This is a genomic window from Arthrobacter sp. SAFR-044 (assembly GCF_059414985.1).
In genome coordinates this window covers 93,716-120,370 of record NZ_JBPFDN010000008.1, presented here as the reverse complement: position 1 = coordinate 120,370, position 26,655 = coordinate 93,716, and the positions used below count along the sequence as shown (strand labels likewise).

The window sequence follows — 26,655 nt, the reverse complement described above, 5'->3', positions numbered from 1 at the left end:
CCTACGCTCCATACCTGAAGTCACAGCGGATCGAATAAAAGAATGATCCGGGGCGCCGATGGACGCTGTGAATGAATATTACGCGGCGGACGCGATAGTTTGCTCTCGCCGATTCATTGCTGTGTAGTGGTCTTTGACCATCCCGAGCGGCCGAGAGACCTGGATCAATGACGCCGCAGCAACCCTGGTCGCCGGACGCGCCCCAACGCCCCGGCGATAGCAAGGACCGCAGCAACGGATATCCGGAACTGGCTTTTCCGGAACGCTGCCTCCGTCGGGTGCTACCGCCAGGACCGATGGAGTGAAACGATGGGCTTGAGCGCCTCTGAAACGATGGACCTGAACGCGGGGGTGCACCCGGACAACGTTGCCTTCTGGGAGCAGCAGGCGTTGCGCCTGGACTGGGACACCCCGTGGCACACTGCGCACCGCTGGAATCCGGCGGACCCTGAAGCCGGCCGCGGACCGGGCATCACCTGGTTTGAGGGCGGACGGCTCAATGTGGCCGCCAACTGCGTGGACCGCCACGTCGCGGCCGGCCGCGGCGCCAAGGTGGCCCTCCTCTTCGAAGGCGAGCCGGGCGACAGCAGGTCCATCACGTACGCCGAACTCCAGCGCGAGGTGTCCAAGGCAGCCAATGCGCTCCTGGCCCTGGGCATCACCAAGGGCGACCGGGTGGTCATCTATCTCCCCGTCATTCCCGAGACAATCATCATCACGCTGGCCGTGGCTCGGATCGGCGCCATCCATTCCCTGGTGTTCGGCGGGTTTTCCGCGGAAGCGCTGAAGTTCCGGGTGGAGGACACCGGCGCCAAGCTCCTGGTCACCACCGACGGGCAGTTCCGCCGCGGCGTCGCCGTCCCGGTGAAGGACAATGCTGACGCCGCCGTGTCCGGCGAGAACGCAATCGAGCACGTCGTGGTGGTCAACCGCACCACCCCGGCCGCCGAGCTGGCTACCGTCCCCATGACTGCAGGCCGCGACGTGTGGTGGCATGACGTCGTCGGAAACGCCCCTGACGTCCACGAGCCGGAGTCGTTCGACGCCGAGACGCCGCTGTTCATCATGTACACCTCCGGCACCACCGGCAAGCCCAAGGGCCTGGTGCACACCTCCGGCGGCTACCTGACGCAGGCCTCGTGGAGCTTCGAGCACCTGTTCAGCAACCCGGACCCGGCCTTGCGTGACCAGGACGTGCACTGGTGCACCGCGGACCTTGCCTGGGTCACGGCCCACACCTACGAGATCTACGGCCCGCTCTCCAACGGCGTGACGCAAGTGATCTTCGAGGGCACTCCCAACACGCCGCATCCCGGGCGGCACTTCGAGATCATCGAACGCTACGGCGTCACCCAGTACTACACCGCGCCCACGCTGGTCAGGTCCCTCATGGGCTGGTTCCCCGACGGCGTCCCGGACACCTACGACCTCTCCTCCATCCGTCTGCTGGGCACCGTGGGAGAAGCGGTCAACCCGGAGGCATGGCGCTGGCTGCGGGATAACGTCGGCGCCGGCACCGCACCCGTGGTGGACACGTGGTGGCAGTCCGAAACCGGCGCCACCATCCTCTCCCCCGCGCCGACGGACACAACCTTCAAGCCCGGCTGCGCAGCCCGCCCGCTTCCCGGGGTCAGCACAAGGATCGTGGACGACGCCGGCACAACAGTTGCCCCGGGCGTCCAGGGAAACATCGTGGTTGACTCCCCCGGGCCCGCCATCGCGCGCACCGTCTGGGGCAATCCGCGGCGCTACTTCGACTCCTACTGGAGCAAGTACGCGGACCAGGGCTGGTTCCTGGCCGGCGACGGCGCCAAATACGACGCCGACGGCGACATCTGGATCCTGGGCCGGGTGGACGACACCCTCAACGTCTCCGGCCACCTGCTCTCCACCATCGAAATCGAATCCGCCCTGGTGTCGCACCCGGACGTCGTGGAGGCCGGCGTCTGCCCGGTGGCGGACCCCAAAACAGGGCACGCCGTGGTTGCCTTCGTCGTCGTGAAGGCCGGGGTTTCGACAAGCTCAACAACCGAGGCTCTCCGGAACCACGTGGCCAAGGAGATCGGCCCGATCGCCAAGCCGCGCGACGTCGTCGTGGTCCCCGATGTTCCCAAAACCCGCAGCGGCAAGATCATGCGCCGGCTGCTCACCCAGCTGTTCGAAGGAACAACCCTGGGTGACACCACCTCCCTCCAGAACGAACCGGCTATCGCCGGCATCCAGCAAGTCCTGCACCAGCGGGCCCTAGCAAAGGAAAATTCATGACCGAGATCAGCAACGTCGCCCGACTCTCAGAACCGCTCAAATTCGCCTACTGGGTTCCCAACGTCTCCGGCGGCCTGGTGGTATCCACCATCGAACAGCGCACCGGCTGGGACTTCGACTACAACAAGAAGCTGGCCCGCATCGCCGAGGAATCCGGCTTTGAGTACGCCCTGACCCAGACCCGCTACGCGGCCTCCTACGGGGCGGACAAGCAGCACGAGGCCACCTCGTTCAGCCTGGCCCTGCTGGCCGCCACCGAGCGGCTCAAGGTGATCGCCGCCGTCCATCCCGGCATGTGGCACCCCGGCGTCCTGGCGAAGTACATCATCACGGCCGACCACATCTCCAACGGCCGTGCCGCGGTGAACATCGTCTCCGGCTGGCTGAAAAGCGAGTTCACCAACTTCGGCCTGGAGTGGCTGGAGCACGACGAGCGCTACGTCCGCACGGAGGAATTCATCAACGTCCTGCGCGGCCTGTGGACCGAGCAGGAATACAACCAGTCCGGCAAGTACTACAACATCACCGACTTCACCCTGAACCCCTCCCCGGTGGACGTGCCGGGCCGCGCCCACCCCGAGATCTTCTTCGGCGGCAACTCGACGGCGGCCCAGGCCACCGCGGGCCGCGTGGCGGACTGGTACTTCTCCAACGGCAAGGACCTGGAGGGCTTCAAAGACAACATCGCCGGCGTGGTCGCCTCGGCCGGTGAGGCCCGCCGCGGCACTGCGGGACAGCTGGCCGCACCCCGGTTCGGCCTGAACGGTTTCGTCATCGCCCGCGACTCCGAGAAAGAAGCCAGAGACACCCTCCGCGAGATAGTGGAAAAGGCGCACAAGCCCGCCGTGCAGGGCTTCCGGGACGCGGTGCAGGAAGCCGGCGCGTCCACCAAGGACGGCAAGGGCATGTGGGCCGACTCCACCTTCGAGGACCTGATCCAGTACAACGACGGCTTCAAGACCCAGCTGATCGGCACCCCGGAGCAGATTGCCGAACGGATCGTCGAGTACAAGAAGATCGGCGTGAACCTGTTCCTCACCTGCTACCTGCACTTCCAGGAGGAAGTGGCCGCGTTCGGCCGGGACATCCTGCCGATCGTCCGCGAACTGGAAGCCGACCTGGCACGGAAGAACGGCACCGAGCTGGACCTCTCAACCACTCCCGTAGCCGCCCAGGCGGTGGCCGTCTGATGGCTGAACGCACCTTCGGTTTCCGCACCCGCGCCCTGCACGCCGGCGGCACCCCCGACGCCGAGCACGGGGCCCGCGCCGTCCCGATTTACCAGACCACGTCTTTTGTCTTCAAGGACACCAATGACGCCGCCAACCTGTTCGCCCTGCAGAAGTACGGCAACATCTACTCCCGCATCGGCAACCCCACGGTCGCGGCCTTCGAGGAGCGCATCGCGTCCCTGGAAGGCGGCATCGGAGCGGTTGCGACGTCGTCGGGCATGGCCGCGGAGTTCATCACCTTCGCCGCGCTGACCCAGGCGGGCGACCACATCGTGGCCGCTTCGCAGCTGTACGGCGGCACCGTGACCCAGCTGGACGTGACCCTGCGCCGCTTCGGCGTGGACACCACCTTCGTTCCCGGCACCGACCCCGCCGACTATGCCGCGGCGGTCCGGGACAACACCAAGGCGATCTTCGTGGAGGTGGTGGGGAACCCGTCGTCGGAGGTCCAGGACCTTGCGGGGCTGGCGAAGGTGGCGCACGACGCCGGGATCCCCTTGGTAGTCGATGCCACCTTGAGCACGCCGTACCTCGTGCGGCCCATCGAACACGGCGCCGACATCGTGATCCACTCCGCCACCAAGTTCCTGGGCGGCCACGGCACCACCCTGGGCGGCGTCGTGGTGGAAAGCGGCCGCTTCAACTGGGGCAACGGCAATTTCCCCACCATGACCGAGCCAGTGGCTTCCTACGGAAACGTCTCCTGGTGGGGCAACTTCGGCGAATACGGGTTCCTCACCAAGCTGCGCAGCGAGCAGCTGCGTGACATTGGCCCGGCCCTGTCGCCGCAGTCGGCGTTCCAGCTGCTCCAGGGCGTCGAAACCCTGCCGCAGCGGCTGGATGAGCACCTGAAGAACGCGCGGGCCGTAGCCGAGTGGCTGGAAAACGATGACCGGGTGGCCTACGTCAACTACTCCGGCCTTCCCTCGCACCCGCACTTCGAGCGGGCCCGGAAGTACCTGCCGCTGGGCCCCGGATCGGTCTTCTCCTTCGGGGTCAAGGGCGGGCGTGCTGCAGGGCAGAAATTCATCGAATCGCTGCAGCTCGCCTCACACCTTGCCAACGTGGGCGACTCGCGGACCCTGGTGATCCACCCGGGCTCCACCACGCATCAGCAGCTGAGCCCGGCGCAGCTGGAATCCGCGGGCGTGCCGGAGGACCTGGTCCGCATCTCGGTGGGCCTTGAGGATATTGAGGACATTCTGTGGGACCTGGACCAGGCGCTCACCGAAGCGTCCAGCGTGGCGGCCCCGGACGCCGTCGTCATTGAAGAACCGGCAGACGCCTGCACGATCGGAGCAAACGCATGAGCACCGCCGAACGTACCTGGTCCGGCCCGTCAGCGCCTGAACGGCTCTCCCTGCTTCGCCAGGCGAAGTCCATTGCCATTGTTGGCGCCTCGGATAAGCCGTCCCGGGCCAGCTACTTTGTGGCCACCTATCTGCTGTCCTCCACCCGCTATAAGGTGTACTTCGTCAACCCGGTAGTCAAGGAGATCCTGGGCCAGCCCACCTATGCCTCCCTGGCGGACCTGCCGGAAAGCCCGGACATTGTGGACGTGTTCCGCAAGCACGACGACCTTCCAGGCGTCCTTGACGAGGCAGTGGCCGCCGGCGCCAAAACGCTCTGGCTGCAGCTGGGGTCCTGGCACGAAGGCGTCGCAGCAGGCGCGGAAGAGGCCGGGCTCAACGTGGTTATGGACCGCTGCGTGAAGATCGAGCATGCGCGCTTCCACGGCGGACTCCACCTGGCCGGCTTCGACACCGGCGTGATTTCGTCCAAGCGCCAGGTCATGGCCTGACGGGAAACGGGATAAGACAACAGCGGGTCCGTCCAACGGGCCCGCTGTTGCTGTCTGGCGGTTATTTTGCCGGAGACGTGGGCTTTGGGCCTGCTCCCTGTCCTGCCCCCTGGGAGCCGGATTGCGCCTGCGCGGGCGTTGCATTGACCGCGGAGCCGGCTGCCTTCTGCACCTCGCCCGCTGCATCCGCGGCGTCCGGCGCGGCGGTTGCCGCTTGGAGTCCATCCTTCGCCGACCCTGCGGCCCCTGGCCGCGCCGGCGTCCCTTCCGCCACAGCCCCGGGGACTTCCTTGCCGCTGCCCGCTCCGTTGCCCTGCGCAACAGCCCCGGGAGCCGCCGGCGTGCACGTTCCCGTGCCGGCGGCGGCCTCGGGTTTGACCGGACCGGCGCAGGGCGGGGTACCGGTACGCGCATACTCCCCGCGGCGCGAGCCGGCAGGATCCTGAAGGAGGCGGGAGGCAAGGTTTGCGGCATCCACGGTCCCGGCGGGCGCAGCAGGCGAACCAGCAGCGGCGAGTTCCCCATCCGCTGCCACCTGCGGCGCACGGTAACCAGAGCCTGCCGTCGGTGCCCCGCCGGCCGTACTGCTCCAAGGCGCCCAATCCTCCAGCAGGTACTCCACGGCGCTGCTTCCGGCAGGTGTGGAGCTGGCGGCTACGCCGCCCACCCCCAGCCCCATCCCGGCCACCAGCACCAGGCCCAGCGCGGTGGGGCGGTGCCGCCGGCGGCGGCGCGCCAGCTCGTCCTCAGGCTGCGCATCGGGCTTTCCACCGGGCTGTTCGGCTGCCTCTTCAGCTGCTTCCTCGCCCGGCTCCCCGGCTGGAGCCGGGCATTCCAACGGTGAAGGTCCCCCGGCTGCGAGCAGCGCGGCAAGTTCCCCTGCGGGCGCAGGCGCGGGCAGTGATGCCAGGGCGCCCAGTGAGAGCAGGGCGCCGCGAAGGTCCGCATCCTGTTCAAAGCCGGCATCCAGCAGCATGTCGTCAATGATGGTGGCGAGGTTGTCCGGGACGGATGTCATGGCGCGAGGTACTCCTTCACTGCGGCAAGTTCCCGGAGTTTGAGCAATGCGCGGCGCTGAAGCTGCTTCACCGAACCGGCGCTCTTTTCCATGGCCTCCGCCGTTTGTTCCACCGTGAGGCCTCCTATCAGGCGCAGCGACAGCACGTCGCGCTGGTCCTGGGGCAAGCCGTCCAGCAGCGCAAGGACCTCTTGGGGCGAGATGCGCTGCAGGGCTTCCTTCTCCGCCGAAGTGTCCTGGCGCTGGTCGAGCTCGGGTTCGAAGGACAGCTTGACGGGAGTCCGGCTTTGGCGGCGATGGTCGTCCACCATGCGGGCGTGGGCCACGGAGAAGATAAAGGTCCTTAGCCCGGATTCTCCTCCGCGCACTGTATCGAGCCGGGGCAACACGGAAACGAACACTTCCTGCATGGCGGCCTCCGGATCCTCGACTCCCCGGGCCGTGAGATAGCCCAGTACCTGTGATGCGTATGTCTTGTAGACGAGGCTGAAGGCAGCAGTCCCGGACAATGGCTGGTCCGGAGCCTCGTCTGTCTGTGCATCGGTCACTGACGTGGTGCTTTCCGTCAAGAAGGGTGGTGGCAAGGCGAGCGCCCAGTACATCCTGAACGCTGCCCTTACTTTACCCTCCAGTAACCGCGCAGCCCGAAGCGCCACGGACCCGGGCCAGTGACGGGCGCAGCATGGGCAGCCACCCTTGCGGAAAGATGAAAGAGCCGGCCTGGAACGTGATGGGGGACAGGTTCCAGGCCGGCGCTACATAGGGGTAATCGCTCCAGGCCTCCGGAGGGTTACGCGTTTTCGAGAAAACTTTTGAAAGTCTTTCAGCGGACTGCTGCCCTGCTCCACCGCGGTGCCGTTGCATGCCGGCGCAGCGCATCTGCCAGTGCAAAGGCGTGCGGGCTGGAGGGCGTGCGTTCCTCGCCGCACACAGGTACGACGGCGGCGGGCTGCTCCACCGGAGCAGCGGCAGCAACCGAAACGGGTACAGCCGCGGGACGGGCAACGGCTCCGGCGGGACACAGGTCGGTGACCAAGCCCGTCCCGGCACATTCACGCACGGCAGCGATCCCTGCCGCCACAGCGGCCTTGTCCTCAAAAGGGCCGGAGACGGCGATCACGGCCCCATCCGGCGCCAGGAGGCGGAACCGGAAAAACGACTCAGCGTCAACGAATGCTTCAAATTTTCCGGCCATGACGATCCTTCCTTGGGCACCAGGTGGTACAGACGAGTCTGGCCGCGGCACCGGAAGCCTCACAAGGCCGGTCGCGTTAAGCCTGTGTAAATTTGCGCTGCCGCGCCCAAAGAAAAGCGGCAGGCCACCCGCAAAGGTGGCCTGCCGCCGTCGTAATCCCCGCCCGCTCCCTAGCCGGCGGGGCCCACACATCAGTCGTTGATGAGGTCGTTCACCACGATGGTCTGGTCCCGGTCCGGGCCAACGCCGATGGCGGAGAAGCGGGTTCCGGAGAGCTTCTCCAGCGCCAGCACGTAGTTGCGGGCGTTCTCGGGAAGGTCCGCCAGCGTGCGGGCGCCCGTGATGTCCTCGGTCCAGCCGTCGAAGTACTCGAAGATCGGTTTGGCGTGGTGGAACTCGGTCTGCGTCATGGGCATCTCGTCATGCCGGACACCGTCCACGTCGTAGGCCACACATACCGGGATCTGCTCGATGCCGGTGAGGACGTCCAGCTTGGTGACGAAGTAGTCAGTGAAGCCGTTGACGCGGGAAGCGTGGCGGGCCAGGACGGCGTCGTACCAGCCGCAGCGGCGCGGCCGGCCGGTGTTGACGCCAAACTCGCCGCCGGTCTTCTGCAGGTACATGCCCATCTCGTCGAACAGTTCCGTGGGGAACGGGCCGGCACCAACGCGGGTGGTGTAGGCCTTGATGATGCCGATGGAGCGCGAGATCCGGGTGGGGCCGATGCCGGAACCAACCGACGCGCCGCCGGCGGTGGGGTTGGAGGAGGTCACGAACGGGTAGGTGCCGTGGTCCACGTCCAGGAACGTTGCCTGGCCGCCCTCCATCAGCACTACCTTGCCCTCGTCCAGGGCGGAGTTCAGGACCAGTGTGCTGTCGATGACCAGCGGGCGGAGCCGCTCGGCGAAGGACAGGAAGTACTCCACGATCTCGTCCACCACGACGCTGCGGCGGTTGTAGACCTTGACCAGGAGTTCGTTCTTCTGGCGGAGCGAGCCTTCCACCTTCTGGCGAAGGATGGACTCGTCGAAGACATCCTGCACGCGGATGCCCAGCCGGGCCACCTTGTCCATGTAGGCGGGGCCGATGCCGCGGCCGGTGGTGCCAATGGCCCGGCTGCCCAGGAAGCGTTCGGTGACCTTGTCCAGTACCTGGTGGTACGGGGCCACCAGGTGGGCATTGGCGGAGACCCGGAGTTTCGAGGTGTCGGCGCCGCGCGCCTGCAGCCCGTCGATTTCCTGGAAGAGGGCCTCAAGGTTCACCACGCAGCCGTTGCCGATAATGGGAACGGCGTTGGGGCTGAGAATGCCTGCCGGCAGCAGCTTGAGTTCGTACTTTTCACCGCCTACGACGACGGTGTGCCCGGCGTTGTTGCCGCCGTTGGGCTTGACGACGTAGTCAACACGGCCGCCCAGCAGGTCGGTGGCCTTGCCTTTTCCTTCGTCGCCCCACTGGGCTCCTACGATCACAATTGCTGGCATGGGATCCTCCCCCATTCGTTCGGGGCCGCCCGGTTCCGGCCACCAGGTGGCAGGCCTATGCAGCGCCGTTCATGAGAATGCCCCGAACATACCGGCCTTCGCACAGCCGCAGCACGGCGCAACGAAGCAAGAGTTCCGGGGCTCTTACCACCCAAGTTTAGCCGATAGGGCACTTTGTCCATTGTTTTTGCCCGCCGCGGCCCTTTCTGTGCAAGGACCGTGGCGTGCACCCTGGTGCTATGGTCCTCAGCCTCCCCGGCAGCCCGGGACGTCAGTTCGGCGAGCGTGTCCCATGCAGCGGCATGCTGACAGCTTTCGATTCCCGGGAGCAAGCGTGGCCACGACAGGCCGCCGCGACATAAAGCGGAGCCGACTTGCCCAAAGGGAGGCATCTGGATTTATGTGAGAGTGAACCATCCGGAGCGGCCGAGAGACCTGGCTCGATGACGCCGCAGCAACCACGGTCCAGCAGCATTCCTGCCGGCCGAAGGTGCTACTGCCAGGACCGATGGAAAGGAAGATTCCAGCATGTCCCTGAACACCGACCACATCCGCGTCACCCACGCGGGATCCTTGCCCCGCACCCCGGAACTGATCGCGGCCAACGCCGCCAAGGAAACCGACGGCGTCACCCCCGAGTTCCTGGAACTCCTGGAGTCCTCCGTGGTGGACGTGGTCCAGCGCCAGAAGGACCTCGGCATCGACATTCCCAACGACGGCGAATACGGGCACACGATGTCCAGCTCGGTGGACTACGGCGCCTGGTGGAACTACTCCTTCGCACGGCTCGGCGGCCTGGAACCGACCAACGTGGACCGCTGGGCCGATGCGCAGGTGCACCGTTCGTCCCCCGGCAACATCGTCCTGACCTCCTTCCCGGACCGGCGGGACAGGCAGGCCTTCAACGAGGCCTACAACGATCCCTCTTCGGGAATCCTGTCGCACCGCAAGAGCGTCACCCAGCCCAAGATCACCGGCCCCCTGACCTACACGGGCCAGGACCTGGTGGCCTCGGACATCAGGAACCTGAAGAAGGGCCTCGCCGCCGCAGGCCTCTCGGACGGCTTCGTCGCATCCCTCTCCCCCGGCTCATGCGCCCGCGTGGCCAACGAGTACTACACGTCGGATGAGGAACTCGTCTACGCCTGCGCCGACGCCATGCGGGAGGAATACAAGGCCATCATCGATGCCGGCCTCACCGTGCAGCTCGACGATCCTTCCCTGGCCGAAAGCTGGGACCAGATCAACCCCGAACCATCCCTGGAGGACTACGTGAAGTTCATCCAGCTGCGCGTCGAGGCCACCAACTGGGCCCTGCGGGACCTCCCGCAGGAACAGATCCGGCTGCACGTCTGCTGGGGTTCCTGGCACGGCCCGCACACCACGGACATCCCCTTCGCAGACATCATCGGATCGGTGCTGCAGGTTAACGCCGGCGCGTACTCCTTCGAAGCGGCCAACGTCCGCCACGAACACGAATGGCGGGTATGGGAGGACACCAAGCTCCCCGAGGGCAAGGTGATCATCCCGGGCGTCGTGTCGCACGCCACCAACGTGGTGGAACACCCCGACCTGGTGGCAGACCGCATTGTCCGCTTTGCCGATGTCGTGGGCCGCGGGAACGTCATTGCCTCCACCGACTGCGGCCTGGGCGGCCGGGTCCACCCGCAGATCGCCTTCGCCAAGCTGGAGGCCCTCGGCGAGGGTGCGCGCCGGGCCACCAGCCGCCTCTGGTAGCTGCGGGAGGCGGACCGGGAAACCGCCGGTTCCGTGCGCTGACTGAATCAGGTGCACGGGACCGGCGTTTCGTTTCCCGGGGCTTGCTAAACTGGGTAAGGCCGACCAGGAATCGGTCCACCCCAATCAACCGCCGCTGATGGTCGCGCCCCCGCGTGCCCATTTCTGTGGCGGCAGCAACGCCAATCCCCGCAGGAGAACCAGCACTTCATGACAGCCCTGGCACCCGAAACATTCCACGAACAGCTCATGAGCCGCCGCTACGAACCCAGCGTTGCCGCCGTTAACGAGCTGTGTGATTCCCTGCAGGAGGCCAAGCCCGGCACCGTGGTCCCCTACGTGGACCCCATGCATGACGTCGAGGAATGCCGCATCATCAGCCTGTTCTCCAATATCGCTGAGGTGGACCCGTCGGGGTTCATCACTGCCGGGGACCAGGATGCCGCCACCCGCATGCTTGGCCTTCAGTGGAAGCTGGGCCTGCGCCCCGAGTTCGTGATGCCGTGGAACGTCCACCCCTGGCACGTCCCCGGCGAAGCCAACGGCAAGTTCACTCCTGACCAGATCCAGGCGGGCCTGAAGCCGCTGCTGAAGTTCCTGGCACTGGTGCCCCGCGCCTCGGTCATCGTGGCACACGGCACCGAGGCCAACCGCCTGGCCAACCTGCTGCTGAAGACCGAGGTGCCCCTGCTGTGGCGCCGTGGCCTGAAGACCTACAAGGTCCGGTCACTGAGTGGCCGCGCGTTCGCCGGTTCCCCGGCGCGCCAGGAGGAGTACCTCGAGGACATGCGCGCGGCCTACGCCGACGCCATGGCCCGCACGGGCATCGCCCGCAAGGCCTAGCCAGCAGTTTCAAACACACGACGGCGGGTGGTCACCTTTCACAAGAAAAGGTGACCACCCGCCGTCGTTGTTTATGTGCCCGGGGACCTACTTGCCCTCGATGGCTGCCTTGGCTGTGGGATCGGAGTCGTTGAGGAACTTCTCGATCCGCTCCGGCTCGTCAGCCTCGCCGATGGCCGACGAAGCCCTGCCCAGGGAATAGAGGGCCCGCAGGAACCCGCGGTTGGGCTCGTGCTCCCACGGGATGGGACCCACGCCGCGCCAGCCGTTGCGGCGCAGTGCATCCAGGCCCCGGTGGTACCCAACCCGGGCGTAGGCGTAGGAGTCGATGGTCCGGCCCTCCGTCCACGCCTCCTCAGCGAGCACGGCCCAGAGCAGCGAGGACGTGGGGTGCTTCGCCACCAGGTCCAGGGGCTCGTGGCCGGCCTCAAGTTGCCCGTACACCTCGGTTTCGGCGGGCAGGAGCGTGGGCTCCGGCCCCATCAGGTTCCGGCGGAACTCGTCCGACATCTAGAAGGTCTTTCCGGCCGAACCGAGCTGCTTGGTGGCTTCGACCACGCGGGCTGCCAGGCCGGCTTCGGCGGAGGCGCCCCAGACACGGGGGTCGTAAGTCTTCTTGTTGCCCACTTCGCCGTCGACCTTCAGGACACCGTCGTAGTTCTTGAACATGTGGTCAGCTACCGGACGCGTGTAGGCGTACTGGGTGTCCGTGTCGATGTTCATCTTGATTACGCCGTAGGAAACGGCGTCGGCGATTTCCTGGTCGGAGGAGCCGGAGCCGCCGTGGAACACGAGGTCGAACGGGTTGTCCTTGCCGATCTTGGCACCCACCTGCGCCTGGATGTCCTTGAGGATCTCCGGGCGGAGCTTGACGCCGCCGGGCTTGTACACGCCGTGCACGTTTCCGAAGGTCAGGGCCGTGATGTAGCGGCCGTTTTCACCGGCGCCGAGGGCGTCGATGGTGGCCAGGGCGTCCTCCACCGTGGTGTAGAGCTTGTCGTTGATGGCGTTTTCAACGCCGTCTTCCTCGCCGCCCACGGTGCCGATCTCCACCTCGAGGATCATCTTGGCGGCAGCGGTGCGGGCCAGCAGGTCGCGGGCGATCTTCAGGTTTTCCTGCAGGGTCTCGGCGGAGCCGTCCCACATGTGGGAGTTGAACAGCGGGTTGCGGCCGGCCTTGACCTCAGCCTCTGAGGCTTCCAGCAGGGGCAGGACGAAACCGTCCAGCTTGTCCTTGGGGCAGTGGTCGGTGTGCAGGGCGATGTTCACGCCGTAGTTCTTGGCCACTTCGCGGGCGAAGGCGGCGAAGCCCAGGGAACCGGCAACCATGTCCTTGGTGGAGGCGCCGGACCAGTAGGCGGCACCGCCGGTGGAGACCTGCACGATGCCGTCGGACTCTGCTTCCGCGAAGCCACGCAGTGCCGCGTTCAGCGTCTGCGAGGACGTGACGTTGACGGCGGGGAAGGCGAATCCGCCCGCCTTCGCACGGTCGATCATCTCGGCGTAGATCTCTGGGGTTGCAATGGGCATGCTGGCTCCTCTGCTGAGTTTCGTCTGTGGGTGGATGACCCTCAAATAGACCGCTTACGGCTTGGCACCATCCTAGCCATTCCCGGGCGCGGAGTGCTCTGGGTTACGCCCCCTCCCCCCGCGGGATGGCAGTTCGCGGCAGTGTTGCGGCCAGGGATTGCCCTCATCTGCCATCTCGGGTCCAGCCGCGGCTCTGCAGTGCCTCCCGCACCTTACGCACGACGGCGGGCCGGTCACCTTCGAGGTGTTGCTTGCCCACGCGTACTTCAAGCCAGCCCAGCGCCAGGGTCCGGTCCTGGCGTTCGATGTCCCGCTGGTACTGCTCTTCCTCCGCATGGTGGCCGCCGTCGTACTGGAGGGCAATGCCAAACTGCGGATAGGCAGCGTCGGGCCAGAGTTGTGGAACCCCCCACTGATCAATCAGGACGTGGTTCAGCACTGGTTCGGGCAGGTGGGCGTCAATCAGCGCCAACCGCATGTGTGTTTCCGGAGCGGAGTCGGCGCCTACGCGCACCAGTTCGATCGCTTCCCGCGCTGTCTTTATGCCCCGCATGCCCCGATGCCTGCTGATGATGTCCCGGAGTTCGTCAGTGCTGCACAACGCCGCCCTCGGACGGGGAAAGCCGTCCCCATGGGAGCAGGCTAAATAATCTCCTGCGGCCACAAGGTCCTGAACCGCCAACCCCGAGGCCAGATCCAGCCAGGTCCGGGCAGGCGAGGTGACCCTGACGCCGTCGTACTCCACTACCTCGTCCGGCAGGAAAGACAGCAGGTGGCCCACGACGTTGGAGCGGCGGGGGAAACTGGATCCCCGCCGCCGGGCCAGGTGGATCCTCCAGTCGCCGCCGCAACCGGACGGCAGCGGTACTCCCCACACGTGCGCGGCGGACAGGGATGCGAGGACGGAGGTGTCATCAAGGTCGGTGTAGGCGCGCAAAGCCGCTGCCCGGTTGGCACCTGAGTGGACCGGCACCCGGACGCCCCTTGAGACGGTCACCAGGTCCTTCGCCGCCGTTCGCGTACGGGTGACTCCGGCTTTGTCGGAAGCCCGGAGGGAGAAAGACCCCGTCATCAAATGTTCTGGAAGGCTGGCCCTGCGCATGCCCCATTCTGACGCGCAGGACAGGCCCGGGAGAGGTTATCCACAGGTAAAGCGCACGAGGGACCCGCGAGGTGGCATTTGACGGCAATCATCGCCTCGGCGACTGCCGTCAAATGCCATCTCGCGGGTCAGGACACGTGCTGGTTGAAGACGTGCCGCCGGATCCAGGCGTGCATGGCGATCGCCGCGGCGGAGGCGGCATTGATGGAGCGCGTGGAACCGAATTGCTCGATTGACAGGGTGGCGACGGCGGCGTCATGGACCTCGGGCGTCAGGCCGGGCCCCTCCTGCCCGAAGACCAGCACGCAGTCCCGCGGCAGTTCGTACGTTTCCAGGGGCACAGAGTCCGGGAAAATATCGATTCCGATGATCGCCAGCCCCTCCCCCTGCGCCCACTGGACGAAGTCCTCAACAGTGGGGTGGTGGCGGACATGCTGGTAGCGGTCGGTGACCATGGCGCCGCGCCGGTTCCACCGCCGTCGGCCGATGATGTGCACCTCTTTGGCGAGGAAGGCGTTGGCGGTGCGCACCACGGTGCCGATGTTCAGGTCGTGCTGCCAGTTTTCGATGGCCACGTGGAAGTTGTGCCGCCGCGAATCCAGCTCCGCCACGATGGCCTCGTGCTTCCAGTACCGGTATTTGTCCAGGACATTGCGCCGGTCGCCGTCGGCCAGGAGGTCAGGGTCCCAATGGTCGCCTTCCGGCAGTTCCCCTTCCCAGGGCCCGACGCCGACCTCCGCCTTTGCGGGGTCGGCCTCCCCGGGCTGGTGGTCGGGTTCGTCTGTCATGCCGGGCGTTTGGTTCACCCTTCAACACTAGACTGGACTCTTCTGGGCAAACATCACAGGCGGAGGCAGGGCATGGCAGACGAGGACCAGGTAGCAGGCAACCCGGCGGTATACCGGAGCGGCCAGGAGATTGAGTGCTGGCTGACGGACATGGACGGCGTCCTGGTGCACGAAAACCAGCCCATCCCCGGTGCGGCGGAGCTGATCCAGCGCTGGGTGGATACGTCCAGGCGCTTCCTGGTGCTGACCAACAACTCCATTTTCACGCCGCGCGACCTCGCCGCCCGCCTGCGCGCTTCCGGGCTGGAGATCCCCGAGGAGAACATCTGGACCTCCGCCCTGGCCACGGCCCAGTTCCTGAAGGACCAGGTGTCTGCCGGTGGTTCGGAGTCGGGCAACCGCGCCTACACCATCGGCGAGGCAGGGCTGACGACGGCGCTGCACGAGGCAGGTTTCATCCTCACCGACCAGAACCCGGACTTCGTGGTGCTCGGCGAGACGCGCACGTACTCGTTCGAGGCAATCACCACTGCCATCCGCCTGATCCTCGCCGGAGCCCGGTTCATCGCAACCAACCCGGACGCCACCGGCCCGTCCAAGGACGGGCCCATGCCGGCCACCGGAGCCATCGCGGCCCTGATCACCAAAGCCACGGGGCGTGAGCCGTACATTGTGGGCAAGCCGAACCCCATGATGTTCCGCAGTGCCATGAACCAGATCGATGCCCATTCCGAGACCACCGCCATGATCGGAGACCGGATGGACACGGACATCATCGCGGGCATGGAGGCCGGCCTGCACACCGTCCTGGTCCTCAGCGGCATCACCCACAAGGACGACATCGCAGCGTACCCGTTCCGGCCCAACCAGGTGCTGAACTCCGTGGCGGACCTGAAGAACCAGATCTAGAAGATACTGACCCTGGAGCCGCCCCGGGGCAGCGGGAAGTATTCGTCCAGCAGTTCCGTCACCAGCGGCCGGTAGACCTGCGGGTTCCAGCCGGGGCTGGCGTGGGCGGGCGCCGCCCCGGTGGTCTGCAGGTTGCTGGAGACCATGTTGTCCTTGAACACCACGGCCCAGGTTTCGGCCGCGGTCTCGTAGTCCACGGTCCCGTCCTTGGGGTTGCCGATGTAGGCCATCTTGGCGGTGCCAAGATGGCCGGCGAACTGGCTTCCCTCGAAGTGGTAGATATAGGCGGACTCCGTTTGGACCAGGACATTGGACGGGGCGATCGGTGACAGCTGTTCCAGCGTCTGGTTCAGGATCTGCCGCCAGCTCCGTTCGTCCTTGTGGATGATCCGCTCCCCCAGTTCGTAGCCTCCGCGCAGGGTGGAGGGGAACCTGACGCCGCTCTCGTAGAGGAACACCACGCCGTCGAACCAGCTTTGGTCCAGGACGTCGTGGGCGCTGTAGGGGCTGGAGTCCAGGAGGATGAACTGCACCTGGACGTTCTGCAAGGCCAGGAGCCGGGCGGCCACCTGGGTGGCGAGCATGCCGCCGAAACTGTGCCCGTAAAAGAAGAGCTTGGTGATCTTCTCAGCGGCGATGTAGTCGGTGATCGCCTTGACCACCTCGGTGATGTTCAGGCCAAGGTTGGAATACCCGACGGCGGCAAGCCGGGCGCGCTTGTTCAGCGAACCCCTAAGCGTGTTCAGGATCCACTGCGCCTCTTCCCAGCTGGTTTTATACCCCGGGAACAGGAACCAACTGGCGTCCGGGTAGTAGGCATCGGCGAAGTCGTCCGCAACAGTCAGGATCCTGGTGGTGCGGCGCTGCGACTGCACTTCACGGGTCATCAGCATGTCCGCGGCCAACAGCCCGGACGCGCCGGCACCTGCCAGGAACGTGCGCCGCGAGAAGCGTTTCAGGGCAGCCGCTTCCACCAGCAGACGGGCATCAGAGACCCCGCGCCGGTTCTGCGGACTGACCTCCCCCTCATACGGCACAGTCCTACCGTAAGCCCACCCAAACGTCGCGCCGCAATGTGCGGCCGTAAGGGGTCGGTGGCCCGGGGGTCAGCTGGCGGCCTGTCCTTCCGTCGCCGGGAAGGGCGCCTGCGGTTCCTGCCGGCGGCGAAGGATTTCCAAGCCGATGTCGTTGTAACGGCCCAGCAGGTCAGCGCCGTCGGGTGCCTCCGGGGTGTCCAGCAGGGCAAAGGCGGAGTCACTGGCGTACAGCAGTTCCTGGTCCGTGTATTCGGTCAGCGGACGGCCGTAGAGCTCTTCAATCCACATGACCGGCAATTGCGGGTATTCTCCTGCGTACTCGCCACCGGGGAAAAGCTCCCTGATGTCATCGTCCATCAGGAGCGGCCGTCGGCTGGAAGCGTCCCGTACTGCCCGGTCGTGCACTGCGGGCGTGAGCTGAAGCGACACCCCGGCAGCCGGAAAGCCCGGCAGGGACGTGGTGTCCATGGCGTTGAGATCGCTCCGCAGCCCGGCCAGTGCGCAGGACTCAACAAGCTCAGCCTGTGAAAGATCGACGCAGATACGGCAGCGGATGCCCATCCTCCGGACGCGGCGGATGATGTGGACCAGTTCAGCGCGGGAGTGGTGGTGAAGGGATCCCCGGACTTCAATCCGGACAATGTCAGCGGGGACATCAAGGTTAACGAGTGCGTCTAGCGCGCGGTCCATAGGTACTCCAAAAGAGGTTCTATGGCCGACGGCTCAACCTCCGCAAGCGTAACTCTCCCTGCGTCCCTGCACAACCTGCCGTTCAGGAACGCGGACCCTGGCTGACTTTGCGCGGTTCCTGGTAATGGGTACGCGCACCGGCGCCGCCCACAGAATCCACCAACGATTTGGCAATGTCCCGCAGTTTGGTGTTGCTGTTGCTGGACGCCTCGGTAAGGATTTGGACGGCGGCTTCCTGGCTGCACCGGTTCTGCGCCATGACGATGCCGATCGCGATATCGATGATGGTCCGCGACTCAAGTGTCGCCCGAAGGTTCGATGCACTGTCTGCGTGCAGCGAGAACCGGACAGCCAGCCGCAGCGCTTCGGAAATCTCACGCGTGAAGTCCCGCGCCCTGTCCGCCGCCCGGCCGTCAAACTTGTGCGGGGCGTCGGAGTAGAGGTTCAGCGCGGCCTTGGCTTCCCCCTGCAGGTTGAACGGCAGGGAAAGCACCGAACGCAAGCCGTGGGAGGCAACCGCAGCGGCGTAGTCCGGGCCCCACCGGTGCTCCTGCAAGAGATCCGGGACGTAGACTTCGCGCTCTTCCTTTGCCGCGGACAGGCATGGCCCTTTGGCAAGGGAGTACTGGATTTCATCCACTTCCCGCGCCGACTCGCTGCTCCAGCCGATGGTTGCCGCCTTGCGGTCGCGGAGCAGCGTGATGCCGCACAGGGCGTCGTCGCCGTCGCCTGCCATCTGGTGCGCAGAGAAGCGGGCCAACTCGTTGAGGAAGGCCTCGAAATCGGCGCTTTCCAGGATGAGGTTCTGGACCTGATCGGTTGCGCTCAAAGGCTGTTGTGGGGGGAGCAAAGTGCAGGGTCTCCAAGCAACTAAAAAGTGTTAACGCATATCATAAAGCAGCCTTCAGTGGCCGGCCAAACACCGGCCCCGATACATTCCGGGGCCGGCCCCTGCGGCCGGCCCCGAGCTGCTTAAGCCAGGCCCAGCTCGTCCTTGCCGAACGCGAACAGGTAGGGAACGCCGGTTTCGGCTTCGATCTTTTCCTTGGCGCCGGTATCGCGGTCCACGATCACAGCCACTGCCACGACGTTGCCGCCCGCCTTCCGGACGCCCTCCACCGCGGTCAGCGCGGACCCGCCCGTGGTGGACGTGTCCTCCAAAACCAGCACCTTTCGGCCTTCAACGGACGGGCCCTCCACCTGGCGGCCCATGCCGTAAGACTTCTGGGCCTTCCGGACCACGAACGCGTCAACGGTCCGGCCGGCGTCAGCGGCAGCGTGCATTACCGCAGTGCCAACGGGGTCGGCACCCATGGTGAGGCCGCCGGCGCACTCGAAGTCGATGCCGGCGTCGTCCGCCAGTGCCAGCATGACCTGGCCCACCAGCTTGGACGCCTCGTGGTGCAGGGTGATGCGGCGCAGGTCGATGTAGTAATCGGCCTCGGCTCCGCTGGAGAGGATCACCTTGCCGCGGACAACGGCGAGTTCCTTGATCAGTTCGAGCAGTCGGGCGCGGGCAGCCGCGGTGTCTACCGCAGTGTCAGTGGGCGAAGTCATGGCCCCAAGTTTAGTGGGTGGCGGGACGGTGAGCGGGCGGGCGAAGCCTGGCGCGTGCTCGGGACGCGGCCCGATGGCAATGACCCGGGGCAGCACACGCCTGACCACGGGGTTGTGGCGCAGGATGAAGAAGAGCAGGCGCTGGAGGGAGAACGGATTCCCGGCGCCCATGCTGGCCAGCTTGCCCCCGGACAATGTCCCCGCGAAGAGCGGAACGAACACAACCCGGTGCATGACCCGCTGGACGGCCTGGACCACCACCGTTGGCAGGCTGCGGCGGCGCTGGATGGAAGCAAGGGTCCTGGTCCGTACGTGCCCTTGGCGCAAATCAGGGGCCAGGCGTTCCGCGGCCGCCACTGCATCCTGGATGGCCAGGTTGATGCCCACACCGCCCGCGGGCGACATCGCGTGTGCCGCATCCCCGATGCACAGGAAACCATCGGTGTACCAGCGCCGCAGCCGGTTCAGCCTGACATCCAGCCAGTGCAGGTCCGCCAGGCTGCGGATCGAATCAACACGGTCGGCGAGGTCCGGGCGGAGTGCTGCCACCCGCTGGCGGAACCGTTCCACGCCGCCTTCCCGGATTTTGGCATCCGAGCCCTTGGGGGCCAGATAGCCCATCTGGTAGTAGTCGGTGCGGTTGAGGGCGATCAGGGCATCCCGGTCCCCCAGGGCGGGGACCACCCCGGCAACCTCGCCCTGCTCGGAGGCGTGGCGCGGGATTTTGAACCACCAGGTGTCGAAGGGCACCGGGTACTCCTTCGCCCGCATCCCGGCTGCATCCCGCAGGACTGAATGCCTGCCGTCCGCGGCCACCACGACGTCGGCGTGCAGCACCTGTTCCGGGCTCTCCGCGCCACCGGCGGTGGACCGGTAGCGCACCCCGGTGACGCGTTCGCCGTCGAACTCCAAGCCGGTGGCCTCCGTTTCCATGAGCAGGGTGAACGTCGGTTCCACGGCGGCGGCCGAGGCGAGGAAATCCAGGAAGTCCCACTGGGGCATCATGGCCACGTAGTTGTACGGGGGCTTCAGGGAGTCAAAAGCCGCAAGCGTGACCAGCCCCGTTCCGGGGACCGGGACGGCGACGTTGCTCAGCCGGCTCTGCGGCAGGGCCCGGAATCCGGCCCCCAGCCCCAGCTCGTCGATCAGCCGAATGGTGGACGCATGCACGGTGTCACCACGGAAATCCCGCAGGAAATCACGGTGCTTTTCCAGGACTGCCACGTGCACTCCGGCCCGTGCCAGCAGCAGCCCCAGCATCATTCCTGCCGGGCCCCCGCCCACCACGGCACATCCCGTCCGCTCCATGCACTTAAGCTACGCCGCGCAGGGCCGGCCGGGAACAGTTGAGGGTTGTTGACAGCGCTGGCTAGGCTGGAGAACATGCGCGAACTCCAGGCCAAGATCATTGAAGAAATGGGCGTCCAGCCCCGGATCGATCCCGCAGGGGAGGTGCGCAAGCGCGTCACATTCCTCAAGGAATACTTGAAGGCCACCCACACCAAGGGATTTGTCCTGGGCATCTCCGGCGGACTTGATTCCTCGCTCGCAGGAAAGCTTGCCCAGTTGGCGGTTGATGAACTTGAAGCCGAGGGCGTAGAGGCCAACTTCGTTGCAGTCCGCCTGCCCTACGGCGTGCAGCACGATGAGGAAGACGCCCAGGCTGCACTGGACTTCATCAAGGCCAAGACCGAATGGACGTTCAACATCTCGGCAGCGGTGGACGGCTTCGAGGACGAGTTCGAGAAAACCGTGGGCTCGGAGATCTCCGACTTCCACAAGGGAAACACCAAGGCCCGCACCCGGATGATCGCCCAGTATGCGCTGGCCGGCGAGTTCAACTACCTGGTGCTCGGCACCGACCACGGCGCCGAGTCCGTCACGGGCTTCTTCACCAAGTACGGCGACGGCGGCGCTGACGTCCTTCCCCTGTTCGGCCTCAACAAGCGCCAGAACAGGGCCCTGCTGGCTGAACTGGGAGCCCCCGCGCGCGTCTGGGAGAAAGTGCCCACCGCCGACCTGCTCGATGACCGGCCCGGCCGCACGGACGAGGACGAGCTGGGCATCAGCTACGACCAGATCGACGATTACCTTGAAGGCCGCGATGTTCCGGGCGCCGTTGCCGAGTCGATTGAACAGAAGTACCTCCGGACCCGCCACAAGCGCACCGTGCCGGTGACCATCTTTGACACCTGGTGGAAGGGCGAAGGTCCCGTGGAGCCCCGCGCGGGCCTGTAGCCCCCGGCCTTCTGCTGATTTTCCCCACCTTCGGGGAGTACGACGGCGGGCCGCGCCGAAAAAGCGCGGCCCGCCGTCGTCGTGTCCCGGCAAAGCCGTGGGGGCTTAGCGTGTCCGGCGCCCGCCGTCGGCCCCTCCGCCCAGCTGCTGCGTAATCCGGTGCGCCTCCGCCATCAGCAGGCCACCCAGCTCCTCCTGCCGTTCGGCCTTGAACCGCGGCTCGATGCCGGTCAGTGACAACGCCCAGGCCGGCCGTCCGGAACGGTCGAACACCGCAGCGCCCATCCCCCAGCTTCCCTCCAGGACAAGCCCTGGGTTCACCGAATAACCGGCCAGCCTGGTGCGGGCAAGGTTCCTCCGGACCAGGTCAACAGTGTGGTTCACCGCGAAGGCGCCCGCATGCTCCGGCCACCGGCCCAGCAACTCCTCCTGCTCATTCTTTGGCAGGAAGGCCAGGATGGCTGTCCCGGCCGATGCAACCCCGAGCGGGAAGCGGACGCCCTCGTGCAGGACAAAGGACCGGACAGGGAAGCTGCCCTCCTCGCGCAGGAGGCACACCGTCTCATTGCCTCGGCGGATGGAGAAGAAAGCGCTCTCCCCCGTGGCCTGGGCAAGCCGGCGCAAGCTGGGCCGGGCGATGTCCTCCATGGGAAACCGTGCCGAGGCCACCGATCCCATCAGGAGGATTTCAGGGCCCAGGACCCAATTGCCCGTAACGGGATCGTGGTCCAGCAGGCCCTCCGCGGCGAGCGATGTCAGGAGCCGGTGGACCGTCGGGCGGGTGAGGCCTGATTCCCGGACCACGACGGCGAGGGGCATCCCCTCCGCGCTGCGGCCCACCAGCCGCAGCAGTTCAGCGATCCGTGCCACCACCTGGGCGCCCTGCACCGGCGTCGATGCCATCACTTCCCCTTTTGTCCATAATATGGATGCTTTACACCCTACTGTCCATACTGTAAGGCATGCGCCCGTGATTCTTGACACGTTCCGACAGGCGCCCGTAGTCTCCAAACTCAGATCCCAAGCGTCCACTAAGTGGACTCCCGCGCTCAACGAGGAGACGTCATGAAGAAACTCCAGGCTTCTGCCGCCACAGCCCTGGACGGGGCCCTGCAGGACGGCATCACCCTCGCCGTCGGCGGGTTTGGCCTGAGTGGCATCCCGGCCGACCTGATCGAAGCCGTCCGGGACTCCGGCGTGCGGGACCTCACCGTGGTTTCCAACAACATGGGCGTGGACGGCAAAGGGCTGGGCATCCTCATCGAGGCGGGCCAGGTCCGCAAAGTGATCGCCTCCTATGTTGGCGAAAACAAGCTGTTCGCCGAGCAGTACCTCGCCGGCAAGCTGGAGGTGGAGTTCACCCCGCAGGGCACCCTGGCTGAGCGCCTCCGCGCCGGCGGCGCCGGAATCCCGGCCTTCTACACCAAGACCGGTGTGGGCACCCTGGTTGCCGAAGGCAAGCCGCACGAGGTGTTCGACGGCGAAACGTACGTCCAGGAGCGCGCCATCCGCGCCGACGTCGCACTGGTCCATGCCCACACGGCAGACACGGACGGCAACCTTATCTACCGCTTCACGGCCCGCAACTTCAACCCGGTGGTGGCCACGGCCGGGATCCTGACCGTGGCCGAGGCGGAAGTGATCGTGGAGCCCGGTGACCTGGACCCGAACCACATCGCCACCCCCGGCGTCTTTGTCCAGCGGCTGGTTCAGGCCGCGGACCGGGTCAAGGACATCGAGCAGCGCACCGTCCGGCAGCGCAGCGGCCTTGTCCCCGGCCTGACCGAACCCACGCCTCACCGAACCCACGCCCGCCCCTGAAACAGCACTCAATGGAGAGAAACACCCTCATGACCAGCACGCAGCTCAACCACCAGGACGTCCGCCAGAAGGGTTTGGCCCGGATGGCTGAAACGCTGGCCGGCTGGACGCAGAAGTGGTTCCCGGACGCCTACATTTTCGCCCTGGCCGGCGTGCTGCTGGTGGCCATCGCGGCCCTTGCCATCGGTGCCTCCCCCAAGGCTGTCGTGGATTCCTTCGGCAACGGATTCTGGGACCTCACAGCCTTCACCCTGCAGATGGCCATGGTGGTACTGACCGGCTACGTGGTGGCAACATCACCGCCCGTGGCCCGGCTGATCGACCGGCTGGCACAGGTTCCCGGTACAGCACGCTCCGCCGTCAGCTTCGTCGCCGTCCTGTCCATGTCCGTCTCGTTCGTGAACTGGGGCCTGAGCTTGATCTTCGGCGGGCTCCTGGCGCGGGCCGTGGCCCGGCGCACGGACCTGCACGTCGATTACCGCGCCCTCGGCGCCGCGGCCTTCATGGGCCTGGGCGCCGTCTGGGCCCTGGGCATGTCTTCCTCCGCCGCCCAGCTGCAGGCGACCAAGGCCTCCATTCCCCCGGCACTGCTGAAGATCACCGGCGTCCTGGACTTCGGGACCACCATTTTCACCTGGCAGTCCCTGGTGACCCTTGCCATCCTTATGCTCCTGACCACGGTCATCGCGCACTTCTCGGCCCCGACGGGAGCCGGCGTGAAGACGGCGGCCGATCTTGGCGTCGACCTCGATGACCAGCCTGAACCGCCGGCCGAAAAGTCCCGGCCCGGCGAATGGCTGGAATACAGCAGGGTCCTGCCCATCCTGGCCGGCGTGCTGACCCTTGGCTGGCTGGTGTCCCAGCTGCTGACCCTGCCCATCCTCAGCGTGGTCAGTTCACTCAACGGATACCTGCTGGTCTTCCTGATGCTGGGACTGGTGCTGCACGGCACCCCGCGCAAATTCCTGCAGTCAGTCACCAAGGCCGTCCCCGCCACGGCAGGAATCCTGGTGCAGTTTCCGCTGTACGCGGCGATGGCCGCCATCCTGACCAAGGCCACCGGGGCCGGAGGCCTGTCCGTATCCGAGCACCTGGCACACTTCTTCACCAGCATCGGCGGCAACGGGGCGTTCGCCGTCATCATCGCCATCTACACGGCCATCCTGGGCATGTTCGTCCCGTCCGGCGGCGGAAAGTGGCTCGTGGAGGCGCCCTACGTCATGCAGTCCGCCACGGACGTGAACATGAACCTTGGCTGGACCGTGCAGATCTACAACATGGCCGAGGCCCTGCCCAACCTCGTCAACCCGTTCTTCATGCTCCCGCTGCTCGCGGTGCTGGGCCTGCGGGCCCGCGACCTGGTGGGCTTCACGTTCCAGCAGTTCCTGTTCCACCTGCCGGTGGTGCTGCTGCTCGCGTGGCTGCTGGGCATGACGTTCGAGTTCGTGCCGCCGGTAATACCAACTAAGTAGAGCTAAAAAGATTAGGAGAAACCCCATGGGATGGACCAGGGATGAAATGGCTGCCATCGCGGCCGAGGAACTGCACGACGGCGACTACGTGAACCTGGGGATCGGCATCCCCACGCTGGTGGCCAACAACCTGCCCGAAGGCGTGCGGGTGGTCCTGCAGAGCGAGAACGGCCTGCTGGGCATGGGCCCGTTCCCCTATGAAGGCGAAGAGGACGCGGACCTGATCAACGCCGGCAAGCAGACCGTCACGGTGCTGCCGGGCGGGAGCATCTTCGACTCCGCCACCTCCTTCGGCATGATCCGCGGCGGGCACGTCAAGGTGGCCATCCTGGGAGCCATGCAGGTCTCCGGCAACGGCGACCTGGCCAACTGGACCATCCCGGGCAAGATGGTCAAGGGCATGGGCGGGGCCATGGACCTGGTGGCCGGGACCCCGCGCGTCGTGGTCCTCACCGAGCACAACGCCAAGGACAGCACCGCAAAGATCGTCCGCGAATGCACGCTGCCGCTGACCGGGCTCAGCTGCGTGGACCGGATCATCAGCGACCTCGCCGTCTTCGACCTTTACAAAACGGACGACGGCGGGCGGCAGCTCACGCTGACCCGCCTGGCACCGGGGGTCACCGAAGAGGAAATCCGGGAGAAGACCGAGGCCGGCTTCGACGTGCGGCTTGAGACCAAGGGAGTGGCGGCATGAGCCTGAAGGAACAGTTCGGCAAGGACGTCCTGCTCACCGGCTGGGGACACAGCCGGTTCGGCAAGCTGGCGGAGGAGACCCTCGAGTCCCTGATCGTCCAGGTAGCCACCGAGGCGATCGGCAATGCCGGAATCGAGCCCGGGCAGGTTGACGAGATCTACATCGGCCAGTTCAATTCGGGCATGATGCCGCTGGCGTTCCCGTCATCGCTGGCCCTGCAGGTCTCCCCCGACCTGGCCAACGTCCCTTCCACACGGGTGGAAAACGCCTGCGCATCGGGATCGGCCGCGTTCCAGCAGGGCACCAAGTCGCTGCTGGCCGGCACTGCCAGGACCGTGCTTGTGGTCGGCGCCGAGAAGATGACCCACGCCGGAGCGGACGTAGTGGGCGCCGGCCTCCTCGGAGCTGACTACGACATGGCCGGCAAGCCCTCCACCACCGGCTTCACCGGTCTTTTCGCCGAGGTCGCGAAGCACTACGAAAAGCGGTACGGGCCCGTCTCCGACGTCCTGGGCACCATCGCGGCGAAGAACCACCGCAACGGCGTGGACAACCCCTATGCCCAGCTCCGGAAGGACCTTGGCGAGGAGTTCTGCCGGACCGTCTCGGACAAGAACCCCATGGTGGCAGACCCGCTGCGCCGCACCGATTGCTCCCCCGTTTCCGACGGCGCGGCCGCAGTGGTGCTCAGCGTCGCCCCCACCGGCGGCACCACCGCCCCGGTCCGGCTCGCGGGCTTCGGCCAGGCCAACGACTTTTTCCCGGCCGAGCGCCGGGACCCCACCGCTTTCGCAGCCACCCGCGCCTCCTGGCAGCGCGCCATGGCAATGGCCGGCGTCGGACTCGAAGACTTGGACTTCGCCGAGGTGCACGACTGCTTCACCATCGCGGAGTTGCTCATGTACGAGGCCATCGGCCTGGCCGAACCCGGCCAAGGGGCCAGGGCGGTAATGGAAGGCTGGGTCTTCAAGGACGGCAAGCTTCCCATCAACGTCTCCGGCGGCCTCAAAGCCAAGGGCCACCCGGTGGGTGCCACCGGCGTCTCCCAGCACGTCATCGCCGCAATGCAGCTCACCGGTACTGCGGGCGGCATGCAGTTGCCGGCGCCACGGCGGGCGGCTGTGCAGAACATGGGCGGCGTTGGCATCGCCAACTACGTCAGCGTCCTGGAAGCGGTCTGAGTTGAGGGGCCGCTGAATTTCCCGGCTTCCAAACCCGACGGCGGCGCGTCGCACCAAAAGT

The 26,655-nt window shown here is 66.2% G+C and carries 25 protein-coding genes, 1 pseudogene and 1 riboswitch; of the genes and pseudogenes, 12 read left to right on the top strand and 14 right to left on the bottom strand.

What is annotated here, in order from left to right:
- Positions 1–240: 240 nt before the first annotated feature.
- The 4 genes from acs to ACR65J_RS13775 are packed head-to-tail and all read left to right on the top strand — an operon-like array spanning position 241 to position 5,298.
- The gene (gene acs / locus ACR65J_RS13790; protein ID WP_440170135.1) at positions 241–2,265 is read left to right on the top strand and encodes an acetate--CoA ligase; all 2,025 of its coding nucleotides are present in this window, start codon (positions 241–243) and stop codon (positions 2,263–2,265) included.
- Complete coding sequence (gene sfnG, locus ACR65J_RS13785) at positions 2,262–3,455, top strand: dimethylsulfone monooxygenase SfnG (protein WP_440169875.1); 1,194 nt, start codon at positions 2,262–2,264, stop codon at positions 3,453–3,455. Before acs ends, sfnG begins: the two co-directional genes overlap by 4 nt.
- On the top strand, positions 3,455–4,807 hold the full coding sequence (locus ACR65J_RS13780; RefSeq protein WP_440169873.1) for an O-acetylhomoserine aminocarboxypropyltransferase/cysteine synthase family protein: 1,353 nt from the start codon (positions 3,455–3,457) through the stop codon (positions 4,805–4,807). The genes sfnG and ACR65J_RS13780 overlap by 1 nt, the downstream gene beginning before the upstream one ends.
- The gene (locus ACR65J_RS13775) at positions 4,804–5,298 is read left to right on the top strand and encodes a CoA-binding protein (RefSeq protein ID WP_440169870.1); all 495 of its coding nucleotides are present in this window, start codon (positions 4,804–4,806) and stop codon (positions 5,296–5,298) included. The genes ACR65J_RS13780 and ACR65J_RS13775 overlap by 4 nt, the downstream gene beginning before the upstream one ends.
- 61 nt (positions 5,299–5,359) lie before the next feature.
- On the opposite strand, the gene ACR65J_RS13770 is transcribed toward ACR65J_RS13775, so the two are convergent.
- The 4 genes from ACR65J_RS13770 to ACR65J_RS13755 all read right to left on the bottom strand — a co-directional run bounded on the left by ACR65J_RS13770 (position 5,360) and on the right by ACR65J_RS13755 (position 8,992).
- Positions 5,360–6,316: a hypothetical protein gene (locus ACR65J_RS13770; protein ID WP_440169867.1), complete on the bottom strand. Its 957-nt coding sequence runs from the start codon at positions 6,314–6,316 to the stop codon at positions 5,360–5,362.
- A complete protein-coding gene (locus ACR65J_RS13765; RefSeq protein ID WP_440169864.1) occupies positions 6,313–6,864 on the bottom strand; it encodes an RNA polymerase sigma factor in 552 nt (183 codons plus the stop codon). The genes ACR65J_RS13770 and ACR65J_RS13765 overlap by 4 nt, the downstream gene beginning before the upstream one ends.
- Before the next feature lie 275 nt (positions 6,865–7,139).
- Positions 7,140–7,511, bottom strand: a complete 372-nt coding sequence (locus tag ACR65J_RS13760; protein ID WP_440169861.1) for a YegP family protein — start codon at positions 7,509–7,511, stop codon at positions 7,140–7,142.
- A 191-nt stretch (positions 7,512–7,702) separates the two neighbouring features.
- Complete coding sequence (locus ACR65J_RS13755) at positions 7,703–8,992, bottom strand: adenylosuccinate synthase (RefSeq protein ID WP_175319083.1); 1,290 nt, start codon at positions 8,990–8,992, stop codon at positions 7,703–7,705.
- Between the two features lie 410 nt (positions 8,993–9,402).
- A riboswitch (SAM riboswitch) is annotated at positions 9,403–9,507 on the top strand.
- Positions 9,508–9,520: 13 nt separating this feature from the next.
- On the opposite strand from ACR65J_RS13755, the gene ACR65J_RS13750 reads away from it, so the two are divergent.
- Together ACR65J_RS13750 and ACR65J_RS13745 are read left to right on the top strand one after the other, a co-directional pair.
- Positions 9,521–10,729, top strand: a complete 1,209-nt coding sequence (locus ACR65J_RS13750; protein WP_440169858.1) for a cobalamin-independent methionine synthase II family protein — start codon at positions 9,521–9,523, stop codon at positions 10,727–10,729.
- 210 nt (positions 10,730–10,939) lie between these two features.
- On the top strand, positions 10,940–11,572 hold the full coding sequence (locus tag ACR65J_RS13745) for a uracil-DNA glycosylase family protein (RefSeq protein WP_440169855.1): 633 nt from the start codon (positions 10,940–10,942) through the stop codon (positions 11,570–11,572).
- A gap of 87 nt (positions 11,573–11,659) precedes the next feature.
- Here ACR65J_RS13745 and ACR65J_RS13740 read toward each other — a convergent pair whose 3' ends face one another.
- The 4 genes from ACR65J_RS13740 to ACR65J_RS13725 all read right to left on the bottom strand — a co-directional run bounded on the left by ACR65J_RS13740 (position 11,660) and on the right by ACR65J_RS13725 (position 14,992).
- On the bottom strand, positions 11,660–12,082 hold the full coding sequence (locus ACR65J_RS13740; RefSeq protein ID WP_440169852.1) for a DUF3151 domain-containing protein: 423 nt from the start codon (positions 12,080–12,082) through the stop codon (positions 11,660–11,662).
- Positions 12,083–13,102: a class II fructose-bisphosphate aldolase gene (fbaA, locus tag ACR65J_RS13735; RefSeq protein ID WP_141158310.1), complete on the bottom strand. Its 1,020-nt coding sequence runs from the start codon at positions 13,100–13,102 to the stop codon at positions 12,083–12,085.
- Between the two features lie 163 nt (positions 13,103–13,265).
- The gene (locus tag ACR65J_RS13730) at positions 13,266–14,099 is read right to left on the bottom strand and encodes a putative endonuclease domain-containing protein (protein WP_440169848.1); all 834 of its coding nucleotides are present in this window, start codon (positions 14,097–14,099) and stop codon (positions 13,266–13,268) included.
- Between the two features lie 233 nt (positions 14,100–14,332).
- Complete coding sequence (locus ACR65J_RS13725) at positions 14,333–14,992, bottom strand: TrmH family RNA methyltransferase (protein ID WP_440169845.1); 660 nt, start codon at positions 14,990–14,992, stop codon at positions 14,333–14,335.
- A gap of 72 nt (positions 14,993–15,064) precedes the next feature.
- Between ACR65J_RS13725 and ACR65J_RS13720 the strand changes: the two genes are divergently transcribed.
- Complete coding sequence (locus tag ACR65J_RS13720; RefSeq protein ID WP_440169842.1) at positions 15,065–15,901, top strand: HAD-IIA family hydrolase; 837 nt, start codon at positions 15,065–15,067, stop codon at positions 15,899–15,901.
- On the opposite strand, the gene ACR65J_RS13715 is transcribed toward ACR65J_RS13720, so the two are convergent.
- The 5 genes and pseudogenes from ACR65J_RS13715 to ACR65J_RS13695 form a co-directional block, all read right to left on the bottom strand.
- Positions 15,898–16,938, bottom strand: coding sequence for an alpha/beta hydrolase (locus tag ACR65J_RS13715; RefSeq protein WP_440169840.1), 1,041 nt, complete (start codon positions 16,936–16,938; stop codon positions 15,898–15,900). The two genes, ACR65J_RS13720 and ACR65J_RS13715, sit on opposite strands and share 4 nt — an antisense overlap.
- Positions 16,939–17,007: 69 nt before the next feature.
- Positions 17,008–17,628, bottom strand: coding sequence for a hypothetical protein (locus ACR65J_RS13710; protein WP_440169838.1), 621 nt, complete (start codon positions 17,626–17,628; stop codon positions 17,008–17,010).
- An 82-nt stretch (positions 17,629–17,710) separates the two neighbouring features.
- Positions 17,711–18,457, bottom strand: coding sequence for a GAF and ANTAR domain-containing protein (locus tag ACR65J_RS13705; protein ID WP_440169835.1), 747 nt, complete (start codon positions 18,455–18,457; stop codon positions 17,711–17,713).
- Between the two features lie 143 nt (positions 18,458–18,600).
- A complete protein-coding gene (pyrE, locus tag ACR65J_RS13700) occupies positions 18,601–19,185 on the bottom strand; it encodes an orotate phosphoribosyltransferase (protein WP_440170132.1) in 585 nt (194 codons plus the stop codon).
- A 48-nt stretch (positions 19,186–19,233) separates the two neighbouring features.
- Positions 19,234–20,493: pseudogene (locus ACR65J_RS13695) on the bottom strand (FAD-dependent oxidoreductase); the annotation flags it as partial.
- 75 nt (positions 20,494–20,568) lie between these two features.
- Between ACR65J_RS13695 and nadE the strand changes: the two are divergent.
- The gene (gene nadE / locus ACR65J_RS13690) at positions 20,569–21,423 is read left to right on the top strand and encodes an NAD(+) synthase (RefSeq protein ID WP_440169832.1); all 855 of its coding nucleotides are present in this window, start codon (positions 20,569–20,571) and stop codon (positions 21,421–21,423) included.
- A gap of 105 nt (positions 21,424–21,528) precedes the next feature.
- Here the strand turns inward: nadE and ACR65J_RS13685 are convergent, their stop codons facing one another.
- Complete coding sequence (locus ACR65J_RS13685; protein ID WP_440169830.1) at positions 21,529–22,326, bottom strand: IclR family transcriptional regulator; 798 nt, start codon at positions 22,324–22,326, stop codon at positions 21,529–21,531.
- A 162-nt stretch (positions 22,327–22,488) separates the two neighbouring features.
- On the opposite strand from ACR65J_RS13685, the gene ACR65J_RS13680 reads away from it, so the two are divergent.
- Genes ACR65J_RS13680 through ACR65J_RS13665 form a run of 4 tightly spaced genes read left to right on the top strand, consistent with a single transcriptional unit; the run spans position 22,489 to position 26,594 of the window.
- A complete protein-coding gene (locus ACR65J_RS13680) occupies positions 22,489–23,244 on the top strand; it encodes a CoA transferase subunit A (protein ID WP_440169827.1) in 756 nt (251 codons plus the stop codon).
- A gap of 29 nt (positions 23,245–23,273) precedes the next feature.
- Positions 23,274–24,716, top strand: coding sequence for a short-chain fatty acid transporter (locus ACR65J_RS13675; RefSeq protein WP_440169825.1), 1,443 nt, complete (start codon positions 23,274–23,276; stop codon positions 24,714–24,716).
- Positions 24,717–24,741: 25 nt separating this feature from the next.
- Complete coding sequence (locus ACR65J_RS13670; protein WP_440169823.1) at positions 24,742–25,413, top strand: CoA transferase subunit B; 672 nt, start codon at positions 24,742–24,744, stop codon at positions 25,411–25,413.
- On the top strand, positions 25,410–26,594 hold the full coding sequence (locus tag ACR65J_RS13665; protein WP_440169821.1) for an acetyl-CoA acetyltransferase: 1,185 nt from the start codon (positions 25,410–25,412) through the stop codon (positions 26,592–26,594). Before ACR65J_RS13670 ends, ACR65J_RS13665 begins: the two co-directional genes overlap by 4 nt.
- Positions 26,595–26,655: the final 61 nt, after the last annotated feature.

Bases quoted from the DNA above. Each gene is read 5' to 3' on its own strand.
- ACR65J_RS13670 (WP_440169823.1), top strand. From the start codon at position 24,742: ATGGGATGGACCAGGGATGAAATGGCTGCCATCGCGGCCGAGGAACTG.
- ACR65J_RS13680 (WP_440169827.1), top strand. From the start codon at position 22,489: ATGAAGAAACTCCAGGCTTCTGCCGCCACAGCCCTGGACGGGGCCCTG.
- nadE (WP_440169832.1), top strand. From the start codon at position 20,569: ATGCGCGAACTCCAGGCCAAGATCATTGAAGAAATGGGCGTCCAGCCC.
- ACR65J_RS13780 (WP_440169873.1), top strand. From the start codon at position 3,455: ATGGCTGAACGCACCTTCGGTTTCCGCACCCGCGCCCTGCACGCCGGC.
- ACR65J_RS13755 (WP_175319083.1), bottom strand. From the start codon at position 8,992: ATGCCAGCAATTGTGATCGTAGGAGCCCAGTGGGGCGACGAAGGAAAA.
- ACR65J_RS13745 (WP_440169855.1), top strand. From the start codon at position 10,940: ATGACAGCCCTGGCACCCGAAACATTCCACGAACAGCTCATGAGCCGC.
- ACR65J_RS13770 (WP_440169867.1), bottom strand. From the start codon at position 6,316: ATGACATCCGTCCCGGACAACCTCGCCACCATCATTGACGACATGCTG.
- fbaA (WP_141158310.1), bottom strand. From the start codon at position 13,102: ATGCCCATTGCAACCCCAGAGATCTACGCCGAGATGATCGACCGTGCG.
- ACR65J_RS13725 (WP_440169845.1), bottom strand. From the start codon at position 14,992: ATGACAGACGAACCCGACCACCAGCCCGGGGAGGCCGACCCCGCAAAG.
- ACR65J_RS13665 (WP_440169821.1), top strand. From the start codon at position 25,410: ATGAGCCTGAAGGAACAGTTCGGCAAGGACGTCCTGCTCACCGGCTGG.
- ACR65J_RS13675 (WP_440169825.1), top strand. From the start codon at position 23,274: ATGACCAGCACGCAGCTCAACCACCAGGACGTCCGCCAGAAGGGTTTG.
- ACR65J_RS13750 (WP_440169858.1), top strand. From the start codon at position 9,521: ATGTCCCTGAACACCGACCACATCCGCGTCACCCACGCGGGATCCTTG.
- ACR65J_RS13720 (WP_440169842.1), top strand. From the start codon at position 15,065: ATGGCAGACGAGGACCAGGTAGCAGGCAACCCGGCGGTATACCGGAGC.
- pyrE (WP_440170132.1), bottom strand. From the start codon at position 19,185: ATGACTTCGCCCACTGACACTGCGGTAGACACCGCGGCTGCCCGCGCC.
- ACR65J_RS13775 (WP_440169870.1), top strand. From the start codon at position 4,804: ATGAGCACCGCCGAACGTACCTGGTCCGGCCCGTCAGCGCCTGAACGG.
- ACR65J_RS13685 (WP_440169830.1), bottom strand. From the start codon at position 22,326: ATGGCATCGACGCCGGTGCAGGGCGCCCAGGTGGTGGCACGGATCGCT.
- ACR65J_RS13760 (WP_440169861.1), bottom strand. From the start codon at position 7,511: ATGGCCGGAAAATTTGAAGCATTCGTTGACGCTGAGTCGTTTTTCCGG.
- ACR65J_RS13740 (WP_440169852.1), bottom strand. From the start codon at position 12,082: ATGTCGGACGAGTTCCGCCGGAACCTGATGGGGCCGGAGCCCACGCTC.
- ACR65J_RS13710 (WP_440169838.1), bottom strand. From the start codon at position 17,628: ATGGACCGCGCGCTAGACGCACTCGTTAACCTTGATGTCCCCGCTGAC.
- sfnG (WP_440169875.1), top strand. From the start codon at position 2,262: ATGACCGAGATCAGCAACGTCGCCCGACTCTCAGAACCGCTCAAATTC.